A 16,020-nucleotide genomic window follows, 5' to 3' on the forward strand; every position below is an offset into this window, starting at 1 on the left:
AGTTGACCACTTTCCGCCGTTAGCCGGGCCCGTGCGGAGGGCAGGGATGGACCGTCCGCAGGGGAGAGGTACAGGCGATGAGCCAAGCGATCACGAGCGGTCCCGCGCTGCCCGCGCACCGGACCCTCGCAGGTCACGCCCGCCACGCCCGCTGGCCGTACGCCATCCTCGACGTCCCCGGCCTGCGCGCCGCGGGCCACCGCCCGCAGCCCGTCCGGCAGTTCGTCCTCAAGACGCACAGCCGCTGCAACCTCGCCTGCACCTACTGCTACGTCTACGAGATGGCCGACCGCAGCTGGCGCACCCGCCCCGCCGCCATGGACCCCGCCACCGCCCTGCGCGCCGCCGAACGGATCGCCGAGCACGCCGCCGCCCACGACCTGCCCCGCGTGGACCTCGTGCTGCACGGCGGCGAACCCCTCCTCGCGGCGCCCTCCGTGCTCGCCGCCCCCGTCGAGGCGGTACGGGACGCCGTGGCCCGGCGCGCGCCCCGCACCCGCGTCACCGCCGGCGTGCAGACCAACGGCACCCTGCTCACCGCCGGCCGGATCGCCGCGCTGGCCGCGGCCGGGATCCGGGTCGGCGTCAGCCTCGACGGAGGCCTGCCCGCCCACAACCGGCGGCGCGTCGACCACGCGGGCCGCCCCGGCTTCGCCGCCGCCGCCCGCGGGCTGCGGCTGCTCGCCCGCCACCCCGAGAGCTACGCCGGGCTGCTGTGCGTGGTGGACCTCGCCCACGACCCGGTGGAGACGTACGAGTCCCTGCTCTCCTTCGCCCCGCCCAGCGTCGGCCTGCTGCTGCCCCTGGGCAACTGGAGCAGCCCGCCGCCCGGCAGCACCGGGCACGGGACCCCGTACGCCGACTGGCTCCTGGCCGTCTTCGAACGCTGGTGGCACGAGGGGGCGCGGCGCACCAGGATCCGGATCTTCGAGGAGGTCATCGCCCTGCTGCTCGGCCTGCCCGCCGCCACCGAGACCCTGGGCCTGGCGCCCGTCACCACCGCCGTCGTCGAGACCGACGGCAGCATCGAACAGGCCGATTCGCTGAAGTCCGCCTACGAGGGGGCCGCCTCGACCGGCATGACGCTGGAGCACCACAGCTTCGACGAACTGCTCGACCACCCCGGCTTCGCCGCCCGCCAGCTCGGCAGGGACGCCCTCGCCGCGGACTGCCGCGCCTGCGAGCTCGTCGAGGTGTGCGGCGGCGGGCACTACCCGCACCGCTACCGGGAGGGGGAGGGCTTCCGCCAGCCGTCCGTGTACTGCGCCGACCTCCAGGCCGTCATCCGGCACATCGCCCGCGCCCTGCACGAGGCCGCCACCACCGGGCGGGCCGCCTCATGACCCACGGCACCGGCACCGGCCTCCCCGCCCAGCGCACCGCCCCCGCCACAGCACGGCCCGAGCAGCCCGCACGGCCCGAGCAGCCCGGGACGCCCGGCCTCGCCCGGTTCACCGTCAGCTCCCACACCCTGCGCGCCCTCGCCTCCACCGAACCCTCCGAGGAGGGCACCCGCCTCGTACGCGACGTGCGCCGCTCCAAGCGGCTGCTCCTGCTGCGCGCCGTACTGGACGCCGCCCCCGGCGCGGAGACCGCCGAGCACTGGGCGCTGCTGGAGGAAGCCGAACGCCAGGACCCCGCGGCCGTGCACGACGTACTGCACTACCCCGCCACCGGCGTCTGGGCCGAGGAGACCCTGCGCCGCCTGCACGCCCCACAGGGCCCCCCGCCCGACCTCGGGCACCTGGGGGCGCTCGCGGCGGCCGCCGCGCTGCGCGCCGGAATCGGCTTCAAGACCACCCTGCGGCCCGTCAACGGCCGCCTGGTGCTCCCCACCCTGGGCCTGCTCCGCCCCCACGGCCCCGGCCGGCTCGCCCTGACCGAACGCTCCTGGGACACCGCCGACGTCCTGCCGCTGCACGCCCTGCCCGGCGGCGGCCCGACCTCCCTCGACGACCTCGACCCCTACCGGGTCCCGCCCCCGGACCCGGCCGCGGGCACGGCCCCCGTCCGCCCGGCCCGCCGGCTCACCCCCAAGGGACACAAGCGCTGGGACATCCAGTGGGCCGGCGCGCACACCCTGCTGGAACGCTACGACTCCGCGCGCGCCGAGGAGACCGGCCGACTGCTGCGCTCCGTCGTCCCGCTGGCCGGAGGCACCCGCTCCAGCGGCGCCACCCTGCCCGCCGCCGCGGGCTCCGTCCTGGCCCGCGCGCAGGCCCCGCCCGCCCTGGCCGCGACGCTGGTCCACGAGGTGCAGCACGGCAAGCTGGCCGCCCTCGCCGACGTCCTCACCCTGCACACCGCCGACCGCACCCCCCGCTACTGGGCGCCCTGGCGTGCCGACCCGCGCCCCCTGGAGGGGCTGCTGCACGGGGCGTACGCCCACCTGGCCCTCGCCGGGTACTGGCAGCACGCCGCCCTCTACGGGGCCCGCGGCGCCTGGGCCCAGCACGCCAGGAGCCGCGCCCAGGTCGCCGCCGTCCTGCCCGTCCTGCGCGCGGACCCCGCACTGACCGTCACCGGCCGCGAGTTCGTCGACGGCATGGCCGCCGCCGAGCGGGCCATGGACGCCACCCCGCCGCCCGGCGACCAGCACGTCGGCGCGCGCCGCGCCCTGGAACGCGCACGCCGCGCCTGGTGCGAGGCACACCCCGAACTCGCCCCGTTCGTGGGGGTATGACACCCCGTCCGCTGCGGTACCTTTCAAGCCAGCCCCTCCGCACCGCCCCGCACCCGTCCACCGCACGGACCCCAGGGAGACGGCCGCATGACCGGTACCGCCATGCGTCACGAACGCGACGGAGCCGCCCCCGCGCAGCGCTTCGTCATCAGCTTCGCGGGCTTCAACCGCCCCTGGGCGGTGTGGATCGCCCACCGGCTGGAGGAGCACGGACACCGCGTCGCCCTCCAGCGCTGGGACCCGAGCGGCCCCGGCCTCACCGCGGCCCTCGACGACCTGGCCCGGGCGGGCGGCAAGGTCCTCGTGGTGCTCAGCGAGCGCTACTTCTCGGCCGGCACCCACACCGACGAGGAGTGGAACGCCGCCCTGCGCACCGTCACCGCCTCCCACCCCGGCCGGTTCGCCGCCGTCTGCCTCACCGACGCCCCGCTGCCCAGCGCCGTCGCCGCGCTGGAGAAGACCGACCTGTGGGGGCTGGACGCCTACGAGGCCGAGTACCGCGTCCTGCGCCGGCTGGAGCTGCCCACCGACCGGGTCGGCACCGAGAGCGGCCGCCGCGGCCCCCGCTTCCCCAACGACCCGCCCGAGGTCTGGGGCCGCGTCCCGCGCCGCAACCCGCGCTTCACCGGCCGCAACGACGTCATCGGCCGGCTGCGCGACGCCCTCACCGAGTCCCCGCCCGGAGCCTCCACCGTCACCCTGCTCGGGCTCTCCGGCGTCGGCAAGACACAGGTCGCCACCGAGTACGCGTACCGCTTCGCCTCCGAGTACGACGTGGTGTGGTGGGTGCCCGCCGAGGACCGGCCCACCCTGCGCGAGCGGCTCGCCGACCTGGCCCCCGCCCTCGGCCTGCCCCCCGGCTCCGGCAGCTACGGCGAGCAGATCCGGGCCGTGCTGGAGGCGCTGCGGCGCGGGTCCCCGTACCACCGCTGGCTGATGGTCTTCGACGGCTGCGACCACCCCGACGACCTCACCGACCTGCTGCCCTCCGGCGCCGGCGACGTCATCATCACCTCCCGCAACCGCGAATGGGCCGCCCGGCACACCAGCCTCGTCGAAGTGCCCCTCTACGCCCGGCCCGAGTCCGTCACCTTCATCCGCCGCCGCGCCCGCCGGCTCACCCGCGACGAGGCCGACCAGCTCGCCGAAGCCCTCGAGGACTACCCGCTCGCCCTCGACCAGACCGCCGGCTGGCTCGCCGACTCCCCGCTCGGCGTCGGCGAGTACCTCACCCTCCTCCAGAACCGCCTCGACTCCCACGAGGCCGTCACCCTCTCCGACGACTACCCGCTGCCCTTCCCGACCGCGCTGGCCATACTCCTCAACAACGTCCGGGACAACTTCCCCGACGCCCTCGCCCTGCTGCGGCTGTTCGTCTTCTTCGCCCCCGGCCGGGTCCCGCTGCGACTGCTGCGCGAATTCCCCGCCGACGGCGTCCCCGAGCACCTCGCCGGGATCCTCAACGACCAGATCCGCTGGAACGCGGCCCTCAACAAGCTCGTCCAGTTCTCCGTCGTCCGCCTGGAGTACTCCGACCTCTCCGTCGAGGAGGGCGGCGGCCTGGAAACCGTCCAACTGCACCGCATGGTCCACAACATCGTCCGCGAGAACCTCGCCGAGGACGAGGCCGAACAGCTCTCCCGCGCCGTCCGCCGCGTCCTCGCCGCCGCCGACCCGGGCCGCCCCACCGACTCCCGGCTCTGGCCCCGCTACGCCGAACTCGTCCCGCACCTCGACCACGCCGGAGTGCTCACCAGCAGCAACCCCCGCATCCAGAACTTCCTGCTGCACTGCCTGCGCTACCTGATCCTCGCCGGTGAGTACCACACCTGCCTGCGGCTGTCGGAACGGACCGACGCCGTCTGGCGGGCCATGCTCGGCGACGACCACGACCAGGTCCGCGAACTCAGCTACCACTACGGCGGCGCCCTGCGCATGCTCGGCCACTTCCGGCAGGCCGAGACCCTCGCCCGCTCCGTCGCCGAGCGGCTCCTCGCCGAACGCGGGGACCGCGACCTGGAAACCCTCCGCGCCACCAGCACCTACGCCGGAGTCCTGCTCAGCACCGCCAAGTTCGACCGGGCCCGGGAACTGCTGGAGCACGCCTTCACCACCTACCGCGAACTCCTCGGCGAGGACGACTCCACCACCCTCGGCGCCCAGAACAACGTCGCCGTCGTCCTGCGCCTCCTCGGCCGCTACCAGGAGGCCTACGACACCGACCTGGACACCCTGCGCCGCCGCGAACGCGTCCTGCGCGTCCGGCACATCGCCACCCTCTCCTCCGGCATCGGCTGCGCCATGGGCCTGCGCCTGATGGGCCGCTACCGAGAAGCCCTGGCCCGCCAGGAACAGGGCCTCAAACTCCACGTCCAGGTCCTCGGGGCCAACCACCCGCAGACCCTGCGCGCCGAACACAACCTCGGCCAGTGCCTGCGCCGCACCGGCGACATCCCCGGCGCCGGAGCCCGGCTGCGCAGCGTCCTGGAGCGCTCCACCCGGGTGTTCGGCGCCGATTTCCCCTGGACCCTGATGGTCGCCTCCGACTACGCCACCTACCTGCGCGAGTACGGCGACATCGAGGAGGCCCGCCGGATCTCAGAGGAGGTCGTCCGCGGCTACCAGTCACAGCTCGGCCTCGCCCACCCGTACAGCATCGGCACGGTCGGCAACCTCGCCCTGGTGCTCCGCGCCCAGGGCGAGCGGACCGAGGCCCTGAACCTGTCCGAACAGGCCCTGGTCGGCATGCGCGGCGCCCTCGGCGACAGCCACCCCTGGACCCTGGGCTGCGCCCTCAACGCCACCGGCCACCGCAACATCACCGGCCGCCTGGAAGCCGCGCTGGACCTCAGCCGCGAGACCCTGCGCGGCGCCGAACGGGTCCTCGGCCCCGACCACCCGATGGCGCTCAGCGCCCGCACCGCCCTGGCCGCCGACCTGCGCTCGGTACGCGAGGACACCGAGGCCTCCACCCACGAGGACACCGCCCTCAAGGCCCTCACCCGCACCCTCGGCCCCCAGCACGTCCACACCGTCTCCGCCCGCCAGCGCACCCGCCCCTACTGGGACTTCGAACCACAGCCGTAACGCACGCGACCCCCCGGAACAGCCGGAAGGCCCGGCCCCCTCAGGGGGGCCGGGCCTTCCTTCTCCGTGCGGGTCGCGCCGGCGACTACGCCTCGAAGACCTCGTTCAGCAGCAGCTGCTGCTCCGCCTGGTGACGCTTGGCGGAACCCACCGCCGGCGACGAGCCGTGCGGGCGCGAGATGCGCCGCAGGCGCTCGCCCGACGGGATGTCGGCGCCGACCGCCAGGTCGAGGTGGTCGATCAGGTTCAGCGCGATGAACGGCCACGCACCCTGGTTCGCCGGCTCCTCCTGCGCCCAGATGTACTTCGCCGCGTTCGGGAACTTGGCGATCTCCGCCTGGAGTTCCGCACCCGGCAGCGGGTACAGGCGCTCGATGCGGATGATCGCGGTGTCCGTGATGCCGCGCTTCTCCCGCTCGGCCTCCAGGTCGTAGTAGACCTTGCCGGCGCAGAAGACGACCTTGCGGACCGCGTTCGGGTCCACGGCGCTGTCGCCGATGACCGGACGGAAGGAACCGGTGGTGAACTCCTCCGCCTTCGACGCCGCCGCCTTCAGACGCAGCATCGACTTCGGGGTGAAGACGACCAGCGGCTTGTGGTGCGGGTTGTGGACCTGCCAGCGCAGCAGGTGGAAGTAGTTCGACGGCAGGGTCGGCATCGCGACCGTCATGTTGTTCTGCGCGCAGAGCTGGAGGAAGCGCTCCGGGCGCGCGGACGAGTGGTCCGGGCCCTGGCCCTCGTAGCCGTGCGGCAGCAGCAGCGTGACGCCGGAGGTCTGGCCCCACTTCTGCTCCGCCGAGGAGATGAACTCGTCGACGACGGTCTGCGCGCCGTTGACGAAGTCACCGAACTGGGCCTCCCACAGCACCAGCGCGTCCGGACGGGCCAGCGAGTAGCCGTACTCGAAGCCCATGGCCGCGTACTCGGAGAGCAGCGAGTCGTAGACGTTGTACCGGGCCTGGTCGTCCGACAGGTACAGCAGCGGGGTGTAGTCCTCGCCGGTCTCCCGGTCGATGAGGACCGCGTGGCGCTGGCCGAAGGTGCCGCGGCGGGAGTCCTGGCCGGACAGCCGGACCGGGGTGCCCTCCATCAGCAGCGAACCGAAGGCCAGGGTCTCGCCCATGCCCCAGTCGATCGTGCCGTCGTCGATCATCGCCGCGCGGCGCTGCAGCTGCGGCAGCAGGCGCGGGTGGACGGTGACGCCCTCGGGGATGTTGACCTGCGCCTCGGCGATCCGCTTGACGACGTCCTGGGAGATCGCCGTGTTCACGGCGACCGGGAAGTCGGCCTGCTCGGCCGGGGCCGGCGCGGCGACCGCGGGCTGCGTGGCGGCCTCGCGGACCTCGGCGAAGACCTTCTCCAGCTGGCCCTGGAAGTCCTGCAGCGCCTGCTCGGCCTCTTCCAGCGTGATGTCGCCGCGACCGATGAGGGACTCGGTGTACAGCTTGCGCACCGAGCGCTTCTTGTCGATCAGGTCGTACATCAGCGGCTGCGTGAACGCCGGGTTGTCGGACTCGTTGTGGCCGCGGCGGCGGTAGCAGATGAGGTCGATGACCACGTCCTTGTTGAACGCCTGGCGGAACTCGAAGGCGAGCCGCGCGACGCGGACCACGGCCTCCGGGTCGTCACCGTTCACGTGGAAGATCGGCGCCTCGATCATGCGGGCCACGTCGGTCGCGTACATCGAGGAACGCGAGGACTCCGGGGCGGCGGTGAAACCGACCTGGTTGTTGATGACGACGTGGACGGTACCGCCGGTGCGGTAGCCGCGCAGCTGCGACATGTTCAGCGTCTCGGCGACCACGCCCTGGCCGGCGAAGGCCGCGTCACCGTGCAGCGCCAGCGGCAGGACGGTGAAGTCCGTACCGCCCTTGTTGATGACGTCCTGCTTGGCGCGGGCGACACCCTCCAGGACCGGGTCGACCGCCTCCAGGTGGGAGGGGTTGGCGACGAGCGAGACCTTGATCTGCTCGCCGTCCAGGCCGGTGAAGGTGCCCTCGGCGCCCAGGTGGTACTTGACGTCGCCGGAGCCGTGCATCGACTTCGGGTCGAGGTTGCCCTCGAACTCGCGGAAGATCTGCGCGTACGACTTGCCGACGATGTTCGCGAGGACGTTCAGGCGGCCGCGGTGGGCCATGCCGATGACGACCTCTTCGAGGCGGGCCTCGGCGGCCGAGTCGATGACGGCGTCGAGCAGCGGGATGACGGACTCGCCGCCCTCCAGGGAGAAGCGCTTCTGGCCGACGTACTTCGTCTGCAGGAAGGTCTCGAAGGCCTCCGCCGCGTTCAGGCGGCGCAGGATGCGCAGCTGCTCCTCGCGCTCCGGCTTGGTGTGCGGGCGCTCGATGCGGTCCTGGATCCAGCGGCGCTGCTTCGGGTCCTGGATGTGCATGAACTCGACGCCGGTGGTGCGGCAGTACGAGTCGCGCAGCACGCCGAGGATGTCGCGCAGCTTCATCATCGACTTGCCGGAGAAGCCGCCGACCGCGAACTCGCGCTCCAGGTCCCACAGGGTGAGGCCGTGCTCGGTGATGTCGAGGTCGGGGTGCTTGCGCTGCTTGTACTCCAGCGGGTCGGTGTCGGCCATGACGTGGCCGCGGACCCGGTAGGAGTGGATCAGCTCGAAGACGCGGGCGGCCTTCGTGACGTCGTCGTCGTGCGAGGCGTCGATGTCGCGGTTCCAGCGGACCGGCTCGTACGGGATGCGCAGCGACTCGAAGACGGAGTCGTAGAAGCCCTCTTCGCCGAGGAGGAGGTTCGCGACGATGCGCAGGAACTCGCCGGAGGCCGCACCCTGGATGACCCGGTGGTCGTAGGTCGAGGTCAGGGTCATGACCTTGGAGATGCCCAGCTTGTTCAGGGTGTCCTGCGAGGTGCCCTGGAACTCGGCGGGGTAGTCCATGGAGCCGACGCCCATGATGACCGACTGTCCGGGCATCAGGCGGGGCACGGAGTGGACGGTGCCCAGGCCGCCGGGGTTGGTCAGCGAGACGGTGACGCCGGTGAAGTCGTCCATCGTCAGCTTGCCGACGCGGGCGCGGCGCACGATGTCCTCGTAGGCCTGCCAGAACTCGAAGAAGTTGAGGGTCTCGGCCTTCTTGATGCCGGCGACGACGAGCTGACGGTCGCCGTTCGGCTTCACCAGGTCGATCGCGAGGCCGAAGTTCACGTGCTCCGGCTTGACCAGGGTCGGCTTGCCGTCCTTCTCCGCGAAGGAGTAGTTCATGGACGGCATGGCCTTGATGGCCTGCACCATCGCGTAGCCGATCAGGTGCGTGAAGGAGATCTTCCCGCCCCGGGCGCGCTTGAGGTGGTTGTTGATGACGATGCGGTTGTCGAACAGCAGCTTCACCGGGACGGCGCGGACGGACGTGGCCGTCGGCACTTCCAGCGAGGCGTTCATGTTCTTGGCCACGGCGGCGGCGGGGCCGCGGAGCGTCACCAGCTCGGGCCCGGCGGGGGCCTCGGTGGCGGGCGCGGCCTTCTGGGCCGGCGTGGTGGCGGCAGGAGCCGGGGCGGGCGCGGCCGGTGCGGCGGCCGGGGCCTGGGAGGTGACAGTCACAGCAGGGGCACCAGAGGGGGTGGCAGGAGCAGGGGCAGGAGCTGACACAGGTGTGGGCGCGGCGGCGGGCGCGGCAGGCGCCGCCCCCGTGGCGGCGTCGACGGCCTGCGGAATCCCGGCGGTGGCGGTGGCGGCCTGTGCGGAGGCGCCGTCCGTCGTCGGGGTCTTGACGGCTTCGTCCGCCTTCACCGGGGCGGCAGCGCCCCCCGGCTTGTAGTCGGCGAAGAAGTCCCACCAGGCCCGGTCGACCGAATTCGGGTCCTGGAGGTACTGCTGATAGATCTCGTCGACGAGCCACTCATTCGCGCCGAAGCCTGAGGCGGGGTTCTTCCCGCCCTCTGCTGCGTCGGTCGTGGTGCTCGGGTTACTGGGGGACTGTGGCGACACGGCGGCAACCGCCCTCTTCCGCTTCACAAGGTATGGACAGCGGGGATAAAGGCTACGCCTCCCAGGGCGTGTGATGCAGGCCGGGCGGGACTTCCGTCGCGCAGGTCACACCGAACGGCGGGTTTCACCCATCGGAATGGCGGGAAACAAGCGTGGTTCGGGTAGGGGGCAGCCAGGTTGCGACCCCCTAGGCCTCGCACCCCTGACGACCTCGGGCACGTGTGGCCGAGATCATGTCCTTCCCGCTCGAACCCTACGTCAAGACGGCACCTGTGAGCTGCCCGGAAGGGTGACGAGGATCCGGCAGCCCCGTGACGATTCGGCCACACCGATGTGGCCCCCGTGCAGGCCCACGGCCCAGCGGGCGATCGCCAGCCCCAGACCGGTGCCCCCGTCGCCCGCGCCGTCCCCGGCCCCGGCGGAGCCCCGGTTGAACCGCTCGAAGACCCGGTGCCGCTCCGCCTCCGGGATCCCCGGCCCCTCGTCCACGACCTCCAGCGCCAGGCTGCCCGGCGCCTCCCCGGCCCGGGCCCGGACCGTGACCCGGCCGTGCGCGGGGCTGTGCTTGACCGCGTTGTCGATCAGGTTCGCCACCACCTGGTGCAGCCGCTCGGCGTCCGCGTACGCGGACAGTTCCGGAGGATGCACGTCCAGGTGAAGATGCACGTCATTACGGGTATGTCCGCCCGAACCGGACGTCAGCCCCGGCCGCCCGGCAGCCGCCAGCCCCGACTCCTTCAGCACCCCCGACAGGTACGGCCACACCTCGAACCGGCGCGCCTTCAGCGGCACCACCCCGTTGTCCACCCGCGACAGGTCCAGCAGGGTGTCCACCAGCCGGCCGAGCCGCTCGGCCTGCTTGAGCATGGTCCGCATGGTCTCCGGATCGGCATCCGAGACCCCGTCCACCACGTTCTCCAGCACCGCCCGCAGCGCCGCGATCGGCGTGCGCAGCTCGTGCGAGACGTTCGCGACCAGTTCTCGACGGTGCCTGTCCTCCGCCTCGAGATCGTCGGCCATCCGGTTGATCGTCGAGGCCAGATCGCCGAGCTCGTCGCGGCGCCCGGCGCCGCGCACCCGGCGCGTGTAGTCCCCGTGGGAGATCGCCCGGGCCACCGTCGTCATCTCGTCCAGCGGCGCCGTCAGGCCGTGCGCCACGAACTGGGTGATCAGCATCGAGGCGATCACCGAGAAGACCGTGATGAACCGCAGCTCCGTGGCCGTGCGCAGGGCCACCATCAGCAGCCCCGTGGTGATGAACACCGAGACCACGACGAGCACGCCCAGCTTCGTCTTGATCGAGAACGGCGAGTAGGGCCGCGGCCCCGGCCGGCGGGACGGGCCGCTCACGCCTGCGCCGGGGTCTCCAGGGCGTACCCGACGCCGTGGACCGTACGGATCCGGTCGGCGCCGATCTTCCGCCGCAGGGCCTTGATGTGGCTGTCGACCGTACGGGTCCCCGACGCGTCGGCCCAGTCCCACACCTCCGCCAGCAGCTGCTCCCGCGAGAGCACCGCCCGCGGCGTGCCCGCCAGGCACACCAGCAGGTCGAACTCGGTCGGTGTCAGGTGCACGTCCTCCGCCTGCACCCGCACCCTGCGCTGCGCGTGGTCGATCTCCAGGTCGCCCAGGCGCAGCGTCGCCCCGCGCGGGGCCGTCGCGGCCAGCGTGGCACGCTCCACCCGGCGCAGCAGTACGTGCACCCGCGCCGCCAGCTCGCGCATGGAGAACGGCTTCGTCATGTAGTCGTCGGCCCCGACCCCGAGACCGACCAGCATGTCGGTCTCGTCGTCCCGGGCCGTGAGCATCAGCACCGGCACCGGCCGCTGGGCCTGGACCCGGCGGCAGACCTCCAGCCCGTCGAAGCCGGGCAGCATGACGTCCAGCACCAGCAGCTCGGGCTGCCAGCTCTCGGCGGCCGCGACGGCGGCAGGCCCGTCGTACGCCGCCTGCACCTGGAAGCCCTCGGCCCGCAGCCGGGCCGCGATGGCGTCGGCGATGGTGCGGTCGTCCTCGACCACGAGCACGCGCCGCTGGGCACCTGGGGTGGCCGCGGCGACGTTGTGGGTGGTGTGTGTCTGTTCCATGTCCCGCCCCTGAAGATCCCGCGTGATGGGGTGCAGCGTAGAGGAGGCACCGGCCTGCGGCTATGCGGGGTTCGGACAGGAGCCGGGGTCATCCGGAATCAGAGATTCATCCCGGTGCGTCGAATCCGGGCAGCGCGTCCAGCACCTTCCGCAGGGCCGGGGCCAGCGCGGTCTCGTCCGAGGCGACCTCGAAACCGCCGTGCACGAAGGCGTACGTGAACCCGTCGTAGACCGGCGGATCGGCCGTCGCCACACGGGGCAGGCGCGCGAAGTCGGCCTCCCGCAGCGCGGACCGCAGGACCTCCAGCCGGGGTGGGTCCAGCTTCCCCGAGCGCAGGTCACGGGCCTTGCCGTCCACCAGGGTCCAGGAGCCGTCGCCGTTGACGAGGACGGTACGGGTCTGGCCGGCGAAACCCCCGCTGCGGGTGACGCGGACCAGGGTCCGCGCGGCGGGGGGCGGCGGCGTGGCCGCGGGCGTCGGGGGCGGGGTCGTGGGCGTCGCGGTGGCGGTTGTGGACGCCGGTGCCGGTGCCGTCCGGGGTGCCGTCGCAGCCGTCGCCTCCGGGGCCCCGCCGGGTTCGCCGGCGCATCCCGCCAGCACCAGCAACGCGCCCAGCGGCACCACCGCCGCGGCCCCGGCCGCTCGGATCGCTCGCACACCCACCTCCGCAGGTACTCCGACGAACACCGAGTATGGAGGCCCCGCCCCGCAACGGAAAGCACCCGGAGGCCGTCATCCGCCGCATCACCCCCTGGCGCTGGCTGCCCCCGCTGACCGCCGTCCTCCTCGGGCTGTGGGGGCTGCCGCGCGGCGGGAGCATGTGGCGCGACGAGTCCACCACCTGGCAGGTCGCGCACCGGCCCCTCGGCGGGCTGGCGGAACTGCTGGCCCAGGTCGACGCCGTGCACGGCCTCCACTACCTCCTGATGCACGCGGTCTTCGCCCTGTGGGACGGGGGCGTGTGGGCGCTGCGGTCGCCGTCCGTGGCCGGCACGGCCCTCGCCGCCGCCGGAGTGGCCGCGGTGGCGCACCGGCTGGCGGGGGAGCGGGCCGCGCTGATCGCCGGCACCGCGTACGCCGTGCTGCCGCCGGTGCAGACGTACGCGCAGGAGGGGCGCTCGTACGCACTGGTCGCGGCCGCCGTGGCCTGGGCGACGTACCTGATGCTGCGCGAACGGTGGGCCGCCTACGCGGTGGTGCTGCTGCTGGGCTGCTGGCTGCACGAGTTCGCCGTACTGGCCCTGCCGGCGCACGCGTTCACCGCGTGGCGGGCGCGGGGCTGGCGGTGGGCGGCGGGCGCCGTCCTCGCCGGGCTGCTGCCGCTGGCGCTGGTGAGCGCGCGGCAGGCGCAGGCGCAGCTCGGATGGCTGGGGCGGCCCTCGTGGCAGGACTGGGCGGCGTACGGGGTGGTCGTGGCGGCGGCGGCCCTGCTGGCCCGGGGGGTTCCCGACCGGGGGGCCGTCCGGGCGGCCGCCCCCCTCGCCCTGCTGCCGCCGGGGGTGCTCATGGCGGTCTCGGTGGTGCACCCCTGGTACGTCGACCGGTACGTCCTCTACGCGCTGGCCGGCCTCGCGGTGCTCGCGGGAGTGCGGCTGGCGGGGGCGCGGGGGTGGTTGCCGTGGGCCCTGGTGGGGGTGCTCCTGCTGCCCTTCGGGGCGTGGTCGGTGTGGCTGCGGACCCCGGAGGCGCGCAAGGACGACGCGCTCGCCGTCGCGGCGGCGGTGCGGGAGCGGGCGCGGCCGGGGGACGCGGTGCTGTTCATGCCCTCGCGGCGGCGGGAGTGGCTGCTGTCGTCGCCGGGGGTGTACGGGACCCTGCGCGACGTGGCCCTGTCCGGGACCCCGCTGGACTCGGCGACCCTCCACGGCACGGAGCTCCCGCCGGACCGCATCCGGGCCGCGGTCCTGGCCTCCCCGAGGGTGATCGCCCTGCTGGACCCGCCCGGCCAGCCCCTGGACCCGTACCCGGGCGAGGCGGCGAAGCGCGAGGCCCTGGCGGCCGGGTTCGAGCGCTGCTCGGTGACGGCGGTGCGCGGGGGGCGGGTGGCGGTGTACGCGCGGGTGACTCCGTCGGGCGGTTGGGGGGTGGACGGGGTGTCCTGCCGGGCGGTTGCCCGGTCAGGCGGGGGTTTGACGGGGTGGTTTCGGGTCGGGGTCGGTGCCGGGGTGGGGTGTCGTCCGGGGCGGGCTTCGATGTTCGGCGCCCGTTCCGGGTCTGAGTGGTACGGGGTACCGGGCGCCGAATTCATCTCGTTCTAGCCCCGGACGACACCCCACCCCGTCCCCGCCCCCTTGCGCAGCTGCCCATCCCAGCCTCGCCGGCGTTTGAGGCGCGGGGGTCTGGGGGCTGGCCCCCAGGAAGGGGCCGGGCACAGCCCGGGGAACGGGCGAAGGACGGGTAGGGGAACGGCCCCGCGCAGCGGTGGCGGCGGCCACCCGGCGCGCGGCTGCGTTAGAAAGGGGGACCGGCACGTACCGACCAGGAGGCCCCGTATGCCCGTGACCGAGATACCCGGCCCCCTCGTCGGGACGGACTGGCTCGCCGCGCACCTCGCAGAGGTCGTGGTGTTCGACGCCTCCGTCGGGGCCCACCGCGGGGCCCCCGCGAGGATCCCGGCCGCGCGGCCCTTCGACCTCGACGGTGCCCTCTCCGACCACTCCGCGGCGGCCCCGCACACGATGCCCTCCCCGGAGGCGTTCGCCGAGGCCCTGCGGGGGCTCGGGGTGGACGACTCCGACACGGTGGTGGTCTACGACGGCGCCGGGATCTACTCCAGCGCCCGGGCCTGGTGGATGCTGCGCGCGATGGGCTTCGACCGGGCGGCCGTGCTGGACGGGGGCCTGCCCGCGTGGGCCGCGGCCGGGCTGCCCGTCGAGGCCGCGGCGGCGGCGTACGACGGCCCGCGCGGCTCCTTCACCGCCCGGCCCCGCGCCGGGCTGCTGGTGGACGCCGCCGCCGTCTCGGCCGCCCTCGCCGACCCGGCCGCCGCCGTGCTCGACGCCCGTACCCGGGAGCGCTTCGCCGGCACCGCCCCGGAGCCCCGGCCGGGGCTCCGGGGCGGGCACATGCCGGGCGCGCTGAACCTGCCGTTCGGCGAGCTCCAGGGGCCGGGCGGGCTGATGCGCCCCGCCGGGGAACTCCGCGAGGTCTTCGGGGCGTTGGCGGGGGAGCGGGAGCGGCTGTACTTCAGCTGCGGTTCGGGCGTCACGGCCTGCGTGCTCGCGCTGGGCGCCACCCTCGCCGGGTACGAAGGGCCGGCGGTGTACGACGGCTCGTGGAGCGAGTGGGGCCTGCCCTCGGAGCTGCGGCCGGTGGTGACCGGGTCCTGACCGGGGGTGGGGTTAACCCCACCGCGGCTCCGGATACCTGCACCAGCGCGGGCGGGCCCCCGGCTCGGCAGACTCGGCCGCATGCGCACCTTGACCCGTACCGTCCTCGCCGCCACCGCCGCCGTCCTCCTCCTGTCGGGCTGCTCGTTCGTGGAGGAGGCCAGGCTGAAGACCGCCGACGCGGACACCACCGTCACCGAGGCGGTCACCGCGGTGGAGCTGACGGGCCTTCGGCGGGGTTCCGTCGAGGTCGTGCCGGGCGGCGGCCCCGGGGTGACCGTCCGCCGCGTCGCGCACTACCGGGGCGACACCGCGCCCGTGCCCGGTCAGCGGGTCTCGGCCGGGGTGCTGAGCTTCACCGACGGCTGCCCGGGCGACGGGGACACCTGCTGGGTCGACTACCGGCTGGAGGTGCCGGCCTCGGCACGGGTCAAGGCCGGCAGCAGCAGCGGTGACATCACGGTGAGGGGCGTGGCCTCCGCCGAGCTGGACTCCTCCTCCGGCGATGTCCGGGCCGAGCGGATCACGGGCCCGCTGAGGATCCGTACCTCCTCCGGGGACCTCAGGGCCGAAGGCCTGTCCGGCTCCGAGTTCGAGTTCCGGTCGGGCTCCGGGGACGCCGCCGTCGGCTTCGAGAAGGCGCCGGCCTCGGTGTCCTTCACGACCGGCTCGGGCGACGTGACCCTGAGGACGCCGCAGGCCCCGTACCGGGTGTCGGCCACCACCGGCTCGGGCGAGCGCGACGTCTCCCTCACCGACACCCCCGACGCCCCCTCCCGCATCACGGTGCGCACCGGCTCCGGCGACATCCGGCTTTCCGTACCGAGCTGACGGTGCGTCGGGCTTCCGGTGTTGTTCGCCCCCGGCGAACGGGTGTTGGGGAA

The 16,020-nt window shown here is 73.8% G+C and carries 10 protein-coding genes; 6 read left to right on the forward strand and 4 right to left on the reverse strand.

Annotated elements, in window-relative coordinates:
* Positions 1-77: 77 nt before the first annotated feature.
* The 3 genes from ACZ4WZ_RS09740 to fxsT all read left to right on the forward strand — a co-directional run bounded on the left by ACZ4WZ_RS09740 (position 78) and on the right by fxsT (position 5,770).
* Entirely contained in the window at positions 78-1,343 is a 1,266-nt protein-coding gene (locus tag ACZ4WZ_RS09740) for an FxsB family cyclophane-forming radical SAM/SPASM peptide maturase (RefSeq protein ID WP_467887468.1), read from the forward strand.
* Positions 1,340-2,683, forward strand: coding sequence for an HEXXH motif domain-containing protein (locus tag ACZ4WZ_RS09745; protein ID WP_467887470.1), 1,344 nt, complete (start codon positions 1,340-1,342; stop codon positions 2,681-2,683). The genes ACZ4WZ_RS09740 and ACZ4WZ_RS09745 overlap by 4 nt, the downstream gene beginning before the upstream one ends.
* Positions 2,684-2,770: 87 nt before the next feature.
* Positions 2,771-5,770 (forward strand): FxSxx-COOH system tetratricopeptide repeat protein, encoded by a 3,000-nt coding sequence (gene fxsT, locus ACZ4WZ_RS09750; RefSeq protein WP_467887473.1) that lies wholly within the window; start codon positions 2,771-2,773, stop codon positions 5,768-5,770.
* A gap of 85 nt (positions 5,771-5,855) precedes the next feature.
* On the opposite strand, the gene ACZ4WZ_RS09755 is transcribed toward fxsT, so the two are convergent.
* The 4 genes from ACZ4WZ_RS09755 to ACZ4WZ_RS09770 form a co-directional block, all read right to left on the reverse strand.
* On the reverse strand, positions 5,856-9,719 hold the full coding sequence (locus ACZ4WZ_RS09755) for a multifunctional oxoglutarate decarboxylase/oxoglutarate dehydrogenase thiamine pyrophosphate-binding subunit/dihydrolipoyllysine-residue succinyltransferase subunit (RefSeq protein WP_467887475.1): 3,864 nt from the start codon (positions 9,717-9,719) through the stop codon (positions 5,856-5,858).
* A 258-nt stretch (positions 9,720-9,977) separates the two neighbouring features.
* The gene (locus tag ACZ4WZ_RS09760; protein ID WP_467887478.1) at positions 9,978-11,069 is read right to left on the reverse strand and encodes a HAMP domain-containing sensor histidine kinase; all 1,092 of its coding nucleotides are present in this window, start codon (positions 11,067-11,069) and stop codon (positions 9,978-9,980) included.
* Positions 11,066-11,806, reverse strand: a complete 741-nt coding sequence (locus ACZ4WZ_RS09765; RefSeq protein WP_388939650.1) for a response regulator transcription factor — start codon at positions 11,804-11,806, stop codon at positions 11,066-11,068. Before ACZ4WZ_RS09765 ends, ACZ4WZ_RS09760 begins: the two co-directional genes overlap by 4 nt.
* Before the next feature lie 106 nt (positions 11,807-11,912).
* Positions 11,913-12,464 carry a hypothetical protein gene (locus ACZ4WZ_RS09770; protein ID WP_467887481.1) on the reverse strand — a complete coding sequence of 184 codons (552 nt, stop codon included), beginning with the start codon at positions 12,462-12,464 and terminating at the stop codon, positions 11,913-11,915.
* 35 nt (positions 12,465-12,499) lie between these two features.
* Between ACZ4WZ_RS09770 and ACZ4WZ_RS09775 the strand changes: the two genes are divergently transcribed.
* From ACZ4WZ_RS09775 to ACZ4WZ_RS09785, 3 genes are all read left to right on the forward strand, one after another.
* Positions 12,500-14,065: a glycosyltransferase family 39 protein gene (locus tag ACZ4WZ_RS09775; RefSeq protein ID WP_467887483.1), complete on the forward strand. Its 1,566-nt coding sequence runs from the start codon at positions 12,500-12,502 to the stop codon at positions 14,063-14,065.
* A 234-nt stretch (positions 14,066-14,299) separates the two neighbouring features.
* Positions 14,300-15,136 (forward strand): sulfurtransferase, encoded by an 837-nt coding sequence (locus ACZ4WZ_RS09780; RefSeq protein ID WP_467887485.1) that lies wholly within the window; start codon positions 14,300-14,302, stop codon positions 15,134-15,136.
* 81 nt (positions 15,137-15,217) lie between these two features.
* Positions 15,218-15,967: a DUF4097 family beta strand repeat-containing protein gene (locus ACZ4WZ_RS09785; RefSeq protein WP_467887488.1), complete on the forward strand. Its 750-nt coding sequence runs from the start codon at positions 15,218-15,220 to the stop codon at positions 15,965-15,967.
* Positions 15,968-16,020: the final 53 nt, after the last annotated feature.

Source organism: Streptomyces sp. NPDC029122 (assembly GCF_055569445.1).

Excerpts from the sequence above, each read along its gene's own strand:
- ACZ4WZ_RS09785 (WP_467887488.1), top strand. The coding sequence starts at position 15,218 with ATGCGCACCTTGACCCGTACCGTCCTCGCCGCCACCGCCGCCGTCCTC.
- ACZ4WZ_RS09775 (WP_467887483.1), top strand. The coding sequence starts at position 12,500 with ATGGAGGCCCCGCCCCGCAACGGAAAGCACCCGGAGGCCGTCATCCGC.
- fxsT (WP_467887473.1), top strand. The coding sequence starts at position 2,771 with ATGACCGGTACCGCCATGCGTCACGAACGCGACGGAGCCGCCCCCGCG.
- ACZ4WZ_RS09740 (WP_467887468.1), top strand. The coding sequence starts at position 78 with ATGAGCCAAGCGATCACGAGCGGTCCCGCGCTGCCCGCGCACCGGACC.
- ACZ4WZ_RS09745 (WP_467887470.1), top strand. The coding sequence starts at position 1,340 with ATGACCCACGGCACCGGCACCGGCCTCCCCGCCCAGCGCACCGCCCCC.
- ACZ4WZ_RS09765 (WP_388939650.1), bottom strand. The coding sequence starts at position 11,806 with ATGGAACAGACACACACCACCCACAACGTCGCCGCGGCCACCCCAGGT.
- ACZ4WZ_RS09780 (WP_467887485.1), top strand. The coding sequence starts at position 14,300 with ATGCCCGTGACCGAGATACCCGGCCCCCTCGTCGGGACGGACTGGCTC.